We start from the raw sequence: 9,618 nt of genomic DNA, 5'->3' as shown, positions 1-9,618 counted from the left end.
CGCCGGCTCGTCGAACGCTCGCTGACTTCTCTCCGTATGACGCATGGCTCACAGATCCGTCGCGCTTCTGAGATCACCTATCTCAAATCGCGCCAGGACATCATGTCTCTCCTCGCAGTCTGGGGAGCATCAAATTCACTGGTGTCCCTGGAAGAACTGCAACTGGAGAGGGAAATGGACAATCAGGTCAACCGGTCGGTCAATGCGGAGTTGGGCAATCTGCAGCGTGAGACGAGGGCTGTCGACGAATTGCGCGTCGCCTTCGATCGGACTGACCGCACTTGCCTCTCCCCTCGCACGATCGAGGTCGTGCAGGCACGACTGAGGTACCCCGACCTCCCGCTGTCAAAGCTTGCCAACAAGATCCCCGGGTGTATCTCAAAAAGTACCATCCACTACCACATCGCCAAGGTTCTTCAAAATGCGCGGTAGTCAGAAACAGCGGCAGCAATTGAGCCTTCGCCAGAAATCCTATCTGGCCACGCGTGGTCTGGTTCTCGAGCAGCCCCTGAGTGATTTCGAGACTCTCATAGATCGGTTCGCTGCGGGCAGCACCGTTGCTGAGAAACATGCCCGGGTCGACGCATCTGGTGACTCATGGAATGGCGACCTCGACAGCTTTGCAGACGTCGCAGAGTCCACACCTGCAGAGTTGATAGTCGACGAGCTCCTGGACAGAGATCTCATTGACGATTCTCAGATCGAGTGCGCACGATTCGTCGCCTCGGATCTGGACGAACGCGGCTTCTTCACGAAACAGATTTCGCGTTATGCCGTCTCGATCGATGTCTCCACCGTGGATGTTCGACGGGTATTGGCCGCGATTCGGACCCTCGAACCGGCGGGGCTTGGCGCCACGGATGTCGCCCACGCCTTTGCCCTGCAGATGTTGCGTGTGCTCCCCGATCTTCCGGTAGCGGCGTGTGCGCAGTTTTTGCGCACGCGCCAACGCTCTGTGTCTCCAAGTGTCATTCGTGCGTGCCTCAGGAAACTCGGGATAGAGTGTGATCCAGCCACATTGCAGCACATCCTCACCGTGCTGGACCCCGAACCCGCGCGGCGTATGACATCTGGACCAACACGCATCGTTGTGCCTGACATCGTCATCGAGCAAGATTCGTTGACTGGAGCCCTCCAATGCTCAGTACCCGGGCCCGCCTGGGGGCTTGCAATCGATCCTATGGTGGTGTCATCGGTCCGCAAGGACCCTGAAGCCAGAAAGCAGGTCCTCACGGAGGTCACCAAGGTCCGGTGGATCGACGATGCCATCGTGGAACGCACGGCGATCCTTGCCAAGCTGGGCGACGCTCTCATTATTTCGCTTGCTCCGTACCTCACCAACCAGTCGAGCCCCCCCTCGCGTGTCCCGGTGGAACACTTGATGCAGGCAACCGGGATGTCGAGAACCGTTATGGTCCGCGCACTCCGTCGCAAGTATGTGAAGACCCCACGTGGTACCTTCAGACTTCGTTCCATGGTCATGGACCGGTGGCAGACTGCAGCGGCTCCGGCCAAAGAGACTGTAGCGCTGCTACTGCAATCTAGCAGAGACTCGAAAGCGATGAGCGACCGGGAAATAGCAGAGCGCCTTGCGAGCCAAGGCATCCACATCAGTCGACGAACGGTGGCCAAGTATCGTCTGTCACTTGGAATCCCGGCTCGATACTTCAGAGACAATTAATAACCTTCTGTTTTCTTTCACCAGCATTTGCGTATCATATGGATACGTTGCCGTCCGGTTCAACCGGTGCGGCCTATTTCTCACGGAGGTAGACTATGGCAAAGATTGCAATTAACGGACTTGGCAGAGTCGGTCGCCAAGTATTGAAGCAGCTCATCACGCGTTATCCAGAGGTCGACGTTGTTGCCGCGAATGACATCACGGACGAAAAAACGCTGGCGCACCTTCTGAAATATGATTCAAACTACGGTACCTGGGACATCGACATCGAGGGCAAGGAAGGCGCGATTGTTATTGGTGGTCGCGAAGTCAAGATCTTCCGTGAGAAAGATCCTGCTGCTCTGCCGTGGGGTAAATTGGGTATCGATATCGTCATCGAATCGACCGGAGTCTTCACCGACGCCGATAAGGCTCGCGGACACATAACCGCCGGCGCCAAGAAAGTTCTGATCACTGCTCCTGCGAAGGGCGAGGACATCACGATTGTCCTGGGGGTCAACGAGGACCTTCTGGATGTATCCAAGCACAGCATCATCTCCAATGCCTCTTGCACAACAAACTCGCTGGCTCCTGTGGTCAAAGTACTTAATGACAACTGGGGTGTCGAGAAGGGCTACATGACCACCGTCCACAGTTATACGCTGGACCAGCGCATTCTCGATGCTCCGCACAAGGATCTGCGCCGAGCCCGCAATGCTGCCACCAACATCATTCCCACAACGACAGGCGCGAGCAAGGCCGTTGCACTGGTCATTCCAGAGATGAAGGGCAAGCTTGATGGTATCTCACTTCGCGTCCCTACCCCAACTGTTTCCATCACGGTGTTCGATGCTGTTCTCGCCAAGCCGGCCACCAGGGAAGAAATCAACGCAGCTCTCAAAAAGGCTTCCGAGACCACAATGAAGGGTTTCCTCGGCTACAATGAGCTGCCTCTGGTTTCCTCCGACTACCGTGGCACCATCTACTCGGGCATTGTCGATGGCCTTTCCACCAAGTCGAGCGGAACACTCGTACAGGTTCTGAGCTGGTACGATAACGAGTGGGGCTATAGCGCCAGAGTCGCTGACCTCACGAAGCTCATCGTCACGAAAGCATCCTACTAGGAGGTATCGTCATGACGAAGCGGAGTATCAGGGATCTCGACGTTCAGAACAAGAGAGTACTTCTGAGAGTCGACTATAACGTCCCTATGTCGAAGGACGGAGCGATTACCGATGACAAGCGCATCCTGGAGACACTACCGACCATTCGGTATCTGCTCGACAAGAACGCCATCATTATCCTTGTGACACACATGGGCCGTCCCGATGGAAAAATTGTGGAATCACTGCGACTGGACAAGATAGCACAGAGGCTATCAGCTCTGCTGGGAAAGCCAGTCAACAAACTCAATTCTGTCGTCGGTCCCGACGTCACGGAAGCCGTTGCAAATGCGAAACCAGGCGACATCATCATGCTCGAAAACGTGCGCTTCCTCAAAGAGGAGAAGAACGGCTCCGAGGAGCTCGCAAAGAAACTTGCCGCCTTGGCGGACGTCTACGTAGATGATGCGTTTGCCACTGCTCACCGGCCTGACACCTCGGTCGCCGGCGTACCACAGTTTCTTCCATCGGCAACCGGTTTCCTGCTGGAGAAGGAGATCAATGTCCTAGAGACCGTCACAACGTCTGCCAAGAAACCGTTCATTGCCATCCTGGGCGGCGCCAAGGTCTCCGACAAAATCGGCCTCATCAAGAACCTGCTCACCAAGACCGACGCGGTCCTCATTGGTGGTGGCATGGCGTTCACCTTCCTGAAGGCTATGGGGTACGGTGTTGGGTTCTCCCTTGTCGAGGAAGACTACCTCAAGGTCGCCGACGAGATCATCGAAGCGGCCAAGACAAGGGGCACCCGCCTCCTTCTCCCTGTGGACGTCATTGTCACCAACGAGATCAAGGCCGGCAGCTCGCACCATATCGTCGACATCGAAGAGATTCCTGCGGATCAGATTGGTGTAGACATCGGCCCTAAGACTCTCGAGGCATTCGAGGCAGAGATCGCGAAGGCCAATACCATCATCTGGAACGGACCGATGGGAGTCATCGAGATCGCCGAGTTCGCAGAAGGCACCAAGTCTCTCGCACGAGCCATTGCAGCCAAGTCCGACGCTCTGACCGTTGCCGGCGGAGGTGAGACCGCCTCGGTCATCGACGCATTGAACCTCCAAAACGACTTCAAGCACGTGTCCACCGGTGGTGGCGCATTCCTGGAATACCTTGAAGGAAAGCAGCTTCCCGGCATTGAAGCTATCGACTCAGTGGACTAGTGCGCTTTAGCACTTGAAATCGAAGCAACTTTCCCTATAATAGCTCTTGTTACCGGAGGTTCACGTTGCTAAAAACCGTTTTGGAAATAGTCATGGCTCTAGTTGCAGTTGGCGATATTCTTGCGATCCTGTTCATGGAACCCAAGGGTAGCGGATTGGGCGCGATTTCAGGCAGCGCAACTATATTCCACTCACGCAAGCCCAAGGATGCTGTCCTTGACCGACTTGCAGTTGTTCTATCTGTCGCATTTGTGGTATTGTCCCTGGCACTGGTAGTCTTCAAGTTCTAGGGAAGCACCAAGCCTCGTGCCGGGGTGGCGGAATTGGCAGACGCGTGCGTTTAAGGGGCGCATGGAGCAATCCGTGTGGGTTCAATTCCCACCCTCGGCACCATTTAGTATGAATACCACAATCCAAGGGCGGATAGTTCAGCGGTAGAACGCTTGCCTTACAAGCAAGAAGTCGCAGGTCCGAATCCTGTTTCGCCCACCAGCAATGCGATATTGTTGCTTGATGGTGGGACCGCTCATCGGGCGAATCGCGCGGTGAGCGGTTTCTTTGAAAAAGAGTGCCGAGATAGCTCAGTTGGTAGAGCAGGGGACTGAAAATCCCCGTGTCGACGGTTCAATTCCGCCTCTCGGCACCATTTTTATATCCAGACTCGATTGTCTTGATCCATGAAATCTCTCTCCAGCCTGCCACGTGCTAGCTATGGTATGTTCTCTGGAGACTCCGCCGCTTTCACCGCCAGTGCAGCCTCGATACGTTCTTTCTGGATCAAACAGCCGAGTGCATACGGCTTCAGGAGTGCACCAGTGGTCGCGTAGTTGTTGGCAAGACACCCACCGCTGCAGTAGAAACGCGCCCAGCAGCTGCCACACTCCTCTTTGGCAAACAAAAAATTGGCGTGGGCGAACTCTGTCACCAGTTCAGGGCGGTCCAGGACCGGGCTCACGAGGACATTGCCCATCCTGTACTCCTGAACGCCGTCAAACTGATGGCAGGGGAATACGTCCCCATTCGGAGCAACAGCCATGTATTCGACACCAGCCCCACATCCATAGATGCGCTTGCTGAGACATGGTCCTGCTTCGAGATCCAGCTTGAAGTGAAAGAAGTCAAACCCCTTACCTGAGCCCAGTTCACTCAGAAAGTACGCGATGAGCTCCTCATACTGGGCACGAATTGCCGGCAGGTCACTTGTCTGAAGGGCAAGAGCCGAGTCTGCGGAAAGCACGACAGGCTCCATCGAGATATACTTGAACCCCAGGCTATGAAGTTCTCGAACGCTCTCGGCAAATGCCAAGGTGTTGCGCGCATACGTTCCCCGCACAAAGTAGCCGCCTTCATCGCGCGTTCGCGTGAAGCGCCGTATCCGTTCAATGATGGTGTCAAACGTGCCGCGCCCGTTCTTGAAGACACGGTTAACATCGTTGGCCTTCCGACCGCCGTCCAGGCTGAGGACAACAGACACATCATTCGCCTCGAGCACCGGAAACATGTCATCCCGGAGCAACGAACCGTTGGTCGTCAGCGTGAACCGCCATTTCTTCAGAGGATATACTGATCGCGCGTACGCCATTGTGCCAACGACAACGTCCCAATTCATGAGCGGTTCACCACCGAAGAAGTCGACCTCAACGTTGTGGTGGACACCACTCTCGTGCACAAGAAAATCGATTCCTGCGCGGGCAACTTCCCGTGTCATCAACGTTGTATCGCCATGGTAGTCACCCCCATGAGCGAAACAATACACGCATGAAAAGTTACACTCATGTGCGACGTTGAGGCACAGCGACTTCAGCGTCAACACCGATCCGTCCTCTGTGGGCTGTGTTGTCTGCGTGAACAGACACCCTGCAGCGACAAGCTGCTCGAGCTCACCTTCGATTTCAGTGATTGTTTGCGCGTCCAGACCTGTCAAGCGTTGGACCGACTCGCCCTCCGCCGAAGAGTCTGCGAGAACCACCTGAAGATAATTGTACACTCGCTCGTCAAGCGAGAAGATCGACCCTGAGGAAACGTCCAGGAGCACAAAAAAACCGCCTCTCTCGAAGAGATGGATCGAGGCGGGTAAAATACGCGAGAGCGCCACGAACTACCAGATAAACCGCTCGGGTTTCTTCCTGGTTTCGCAGACCTGATTGCCTACGGTCGAGGACGTCTTGCAAGCGGACTTGCAGGGAGTCTGGCACTCACGACAGGCCTTCGCAAGGTTGTCGTCGACGTCAATGGTCTTTGTTGCTACCACCTTGATGAACTTCACAGTGTTGCTCCCTTCTCAAAACGAGATTTTGTCCCCATAATATCCACGATAAGCAGCGATAAGTCAAGGGGTTCAGCATGAAAACCATCTATCTTGTACGTCACGCCGAGACAACTTGGAATCTGGAAGGCAAAGTGCAGGGCAGTCGTGACACGCCGTTATCTCTCGACGGCCTCGCCCAGACAGCGAAGACTGTGGCATTTCTCTCAGCCCTTCGATTCGATACAATTTTCACGAGTCCACTGACTCGGGCTCGTGCGATCGCAGAACCCGTGGGCATTAACCTGGGTGTCTCACCCATCGTCATGCCCGAGCTGCGGGAGATCGAGTTCGGAGGCTGGGAAGGACATACGTGGAACGAAATAGAAACCATGTACCCGGCAACGCTGGCAGCATGGGAACTCAAGTCGCTGGAAGCCCGGCCAGATGGCGGCGAGTCCCTGACTGACGTGGGTCGCCGCGCCGAAAAGGTGCGTTCGATGGTCGAATCCAGTTCCGGAGAACTAGTACTCGTCGTCGCCCACGGAGGTCTCAACCGTGTCCTCATGTCCGTTCTGCTGGACCTTCCCATCAGCAGCTACAACAACTTTACCCAACCAAACGCCTGCATTTCGATCTTCGAGGCCAAGACCAGCAAGTGGCAGGCCAGAGTCATTGACTCGACCTGCCACCTCGTCTAGCTCGATTCCCTCGCAATCTTTCTAGACCTTCCGGGTCAGCTCGAACCCCTCCTGCAGTGCTCGGAAGTTGGCCTCCAAGGCCTTTGACGGTACGCTACGAGATAGCGTATCCCGGATTGTCCTAAGCTCTAGAGGAATCAGGCCGGTTCCCATGGCTGCTCCCAGCAAGACGACGTTCGCGGCCTGCGGCAACCCGATTTCCTCGGCCATAGCAGCGGCAGGTACAGCGTAGACCGCCGCGACCTGCGAGCGAAGATACGCCAGGAGATCCTCTACCGCAGGGTAAGCTATGCCTCCCAGTGAGACGCTCACTGGAATGATCGGGCGCACCTCGGTAATGACAACGGTATGGTGGTTGGCCTTTATGAGTGACCGGACCGTCTCGACCGGCTCGAACCCGATGATGAGGTCTGCCTCGCCCTCCGGGATCATCGGGCTGTGTACATCTCCTAATCGAAGCTCACACACAACCGAGCCCCCTCGTTGTGCCATGCCGTGAACCTCACTCATAACAGCATCCACGCCAGCTGCAATGGCAGCCCGTGCGATGATACTGGCCCCAGTAATAATTCCCTGACCTCCAACTCCGGCAAAAAACACGTTTAGTGAACTCATTTTTTCACCCCGATCGCATGCACTGGACAAACCTGCGAGCACACGCCGCATGCGTCGCACAGCTCCTGGTTGATCTCAGCTTTTCCTTCAGACACAAAGATGGCAGGGCAAGCAACATCATGTACGCATGTCAGACAGCCCGTACAGACATCGCGGTCGACCTGAAACGTCTGCCAGATCCCCTTCGCACGCTTCGCACGGTCGAGGAGGAGGCTGCAAACCTGTTTGGACACGATGACAGCGACACCGTCCACCTGCGTAGCTTCCTTGTAGGCCTCGGTAGCCTCGGCCACCCTGTATGGGTTGATAACCTTTACAAATGGAACACCCATTGCCTTTGCCACCGCTTCAATACTGATAGCCGGCGCCGGATCGCCTACAGCATCCGTCAACATGGACGGATTGGGCTGATGTCCCGTCATCGCGGTCGTCCGGTTGTCCAGGACGGTTAGAACAAACCGATGCTTGTTGTGAATGGCACTTGCGAGAGCGGACAGCCCGGCATGGAAAAAGGTACTGTCACCAATAAATGAGAAAATCCTTTGGTCCGTTGCCACGTCGAAGCCACCAGCAGTCCCAACGCTCGATCCCATGGACAGGAGATAGTCCGCTGCGCTGAATGGAGCCGCCATACCGAGCGTGTAGCAGCCGATGTCGGAGGCAAAAACAGGTTCCGGGATCCCCAGTTCACGTATAGCTCTGCGCACAGCGAGGTACGATCCGCGATGAGGGCATCCGGGACACAGGACCGGTGGCCGTGACGGAAGGGGCGACGACCAGGGCTGCACCTTGCCCGAAGCGGGCACATGCAATGGTACCCCGAAGTGACTGGCCAATGCCTTTGCCACAACGTCAACATTGAGTTCGTGCACGCGCGGCACGAGGAGTTCCTCCTTGCCACATACCGGGGTCCTGGTACCATGCGACAAGAAATCCGCCTTAATATCGTTTTCCATGAGAGGCTCGAGCTCTTCGACGACAAGCAGCTCGTCGACGCCCGCAGCAAACTCGCGGATCCTGTCGAGCGGCAGCGGATAGGAAAAACCTATCTTGAACACTCGAGCAGAAAGTCCGAGCTCCTCCAGGGCGTCAATTACGTAGTTGAAAGTACTGCCCACTGTAACGACCCCCGCCCGTCCCCCGACACCCACGTCGACGACACGGTTCAGCGAAGACGTTTCGCTGAGATACCGAGCCTCGGCGAGTTTACCCAGCAACTTAACGTGCATCTTCGAGGAGTTGGCGGGCACCGGTACAAGCCTTGCAGGGTCCTTCTCAAAGACCCCCCTCCTCACGACGGGCCTCCGATCGCCGAAAACGACGTCGCCACGCATATGAGCCACACGGGTAGTTGTTCGAAACAGAACCGGAAGCTCCAGTTTCTCCGAGATGTTATAGGCCTCCACCATGTAGTCCTTGGTTTCCTGAGGACTCGAGGGTTCGAGCATGGGCACGTTCGCGAGACGCGCATAATATCTGTTGTCCTGTTCATTCTGTGACGAGTGCGTTGATGGATCGTCCGCGGAAAGGACGACGAGTCCCGCCCTCGTTCCTATGTATGCCGTCGTCATGAAGGAATCCGATGCAACATTCAGTCCAACGTGCTTCATAAACGTAAAGGATCGGACACCACTTGCTGCAGCGGCTGCTACGACCTCAAGGGCTATCTTCTCGTTCGCGGAGTACTCGAAGTACACTCCTGAGGCCTTCGCCACGATGCTGAACACGTCCCCGATCTCTGACGACGGGGTTCCAGGATAGCTGGCCGCTATACCGATACCCGCTTCCAGAGCACCACGGACAGCAGCTTCGTTGCCAAGCAGCAGCTCGTGATCCCCCGTCTTACCGTCAACTAACGCTTGATATTTCATGTCACCTCCTGACCTCTTTGAGACACTCTTTTCATAGCATACCGCACCCCCTTCAGCTGTCAAAGAGCGATTGCCCCGTATGTGGTTGTCAACTTGCAGGAAAGAGCCTTTCACCATACACTAAAAATATAGAAGAGGTTTCCTCTTCTCAACCGTTCGACACAAGGAGGAACTGTCATGGAGAAGTGGATTTGCACTGT

At 55.7% G+C, this 9,618-nt stretch carries 10 protein-coding genes and 3 tRNA genes; 9 read left to right on the top strand and 4 right to left on the bottom strand.

Features of this window, described 5'->3' with window-relative positions:
• From whiA to SMC5_RS04420, 8 genes are all read left to right on the top strand, one after another.
• The coding region (gene whiA / locus SMC5_RS04455; RefSeq protein ID WP_126854941.1) for a DNA-binding protein WhiA at positions 1-432 on the top strand (432 nt) is incomplete at its 5' end.
• Positions 422-1,681, top strand: coding sequence for an RNA polymerase factor sigma-54 (locus tag SMC5_RS04450; RefSeq protein ID WP_119119759.1), 1,260 nt, complete (start codon positions 422-424; stop codon positions 1,679-1,681). The genes whiA and SMC5_RS04450, both read left to right, overlap by 11 nt.
• Positions 1,682-1,776: 95 nt before the next feature.
• Complete coding sequence (gap, locus tag SMC5_RS04445; RefSeq protein WP_119119758.1) at positions 1,777-2,784, top strand: type I glyceraldehyde-3-phosphate dehydrogenase; 1,008 nt, start codon at positions 1,777-1,779, stop codon at positions 2,782-2,784.
• Positions 2,785-2,795: 11 nt separating this feature from the next.
• A complete protein-coding gene (locus tag SMC5_RS04440; protein WP_119119757.1) occupies positions 2,796-3,986 on the top strand; it encodes a phosphoglycerate kinase in 1,191 nt (396 codons plus the stop codon).
• Positions 3,987-4,051: 65 nt separating this feature from the next.
• On the top strand, positions 4,052-4,276 hold the full coding sequence (gene secG / locus SMC5_RS04435) for a preprotein translocase subunit SecG (protein WP_320409672.1): 225 nt from the start codon (positions 4,052-4,054) through the stop codon (positions 4,274-4,276).
• A gap of 18 nt (positions 4,277-4,294) precedes the next feature.
• Positions 4,295-4,379 (top strand) — tRNA-Leu (locus SMC5_RS04430).
• 24 nt (positions 4,380-4,403) lie between these two features.
• Positions 4,404-4,478: transfer RNA gene (locus SMC5_RS04425), tRNA-Val, on the top strand.
• Positions 4,479-4,556: 78 nt separating this feature from the next.
• A tRNA-Phe gene (locus SMC5_RS04420) sits at positions 4,557-4,632 on the top strand.
• A 63-nt stretch (positions 4,633-4,695) separates the two neighbouring features.
• Here the strand turns inward: SMC5_RS04420 and scfB are convergent.
• Positions 4,696-6,081 carry a thioether cross-link-forming SCIFF peptide maturase gene (scfB, locus tag SMC5_RS04415; protein ID WP_119119755.1) on the bottom strand — a complete coding sequence of 462 codons (1,386 nt, stop codon included), beginning with the start codon at positions 6,079-6,081 and terminating at the stop codon, positions 4,696-4,698.
• 3 nt (positions 6,082-6,084) lie between these two features.
• Positions 6,085-6,243: a six-cysteine ranthipeptide SCIFF gene (gene scfA, locus SMC5_RS04410; protein WP_407079761.1), complete on the bottom strand. Its 159-nt coding sequence runs from the start codon at positions 6,241-6,243 to the stop codon at positions 6,085-6,087.
• Positions 6,244-6,329: 86 nt separating this feature from the next.
• Between scfA and SMC5_RS04405 the strand changes: the two genes are divergently transcribed.
• On the top strand, positions 6,330-6,932 hold the full coding sequence (locus tag SMC5_RS04405) for a histidine phosphatase family protein (protein WP_119119753.1): 603 nt from the start codon (positions 6,330-6,332) through the stop codon (positions 6,930-6,932).
• Positions 6,933-6,953: 21 nt separating this feature from the next.
• Here the strand turns inward: SMC5_RS04405 and SMC5_RS04400 are convergent, their stop codons facing one another.
• Complete coding sequence (locus SMC5_RS04400) at positions 6,954-7,547, bottom strand: indolepyruvate oxidoreductase subunit beta (protein WP_165846232.1); 594 nt, start codon at positions 7,545-7,547, stop codon at positions 6,954-6,956.
• Complete coding sequence (gene iorA / locus SMC5_RS04395) at positions 7,544-9,418, bottom strand: indolepyruvate ferredoxin oxidoreductase subunit alpha (RefSeq protein ID WP_119119752.1); 1,875 nt, start codon at positions 9,416-9,418, stop codon at positions 7,544-7,546. The genes SMC5_RS04400 and iorA overlap by 4 nt, the downstream gene beginning before the upstream one ends.
• Positions 9,419-9,618: the final 200 nt, after the last annotated feature.

Source organism: Candidatus Cryosericum odellii (assembly GCF_003570935.1).
Lineage (GTDB): Bacteria > Caldisericota > Caldisericia > Cryosericales > Cryosericaceae > Cryosericum > Cryosericum odellii.
Note: the sequence above shows the minus strand (reverse complement) of the source record. Positions and strands in the feature narration are given on the sequence as shown.

Coding starts and splice junctions, on each gene's coding strand:
- iorA (WP_119119752.1), bottom strand. CDS start 9,418: ATGAAATATCAAGCGTTAGTTGACGGTAAGACGGGGGATCACGAGCTG.
- SMC5_RS04405 (WP_119119753.1), top strand. CDS start 6,330: ATGAAAACCATCTATCTTGTACGTCACGCCGAGACAACTTGGAATCTG.
- SMC5_RS04450 (WP_119119759.1), top strand. CDS start 422: ATGCGCGGTAGTCAGAAACAGCGGCAGCAATTGAGCCTTCGCCAGAAA.
- gap (WP_119119758.1), top strand. CDS start 1,777: ATGGCAAAGATTGCAATTAACGGACTTGGCAGAGTCGGTCGCCAAGTA.
- SMC5_RS04440 (WP_119119757.1), top strand. CDS start 2,796: ATGACGAAGCGGAGTATCAGGGATCTCGACGTTCAGAACAAGAGAGTA.
- SMC5_RS04400 (WP_165846232.1), bottom strand. CDS start 7,547: ATGAGTTCACTAAACGTGTTTTTTGCCGGAGTTGGAGGTCAGGGAATT.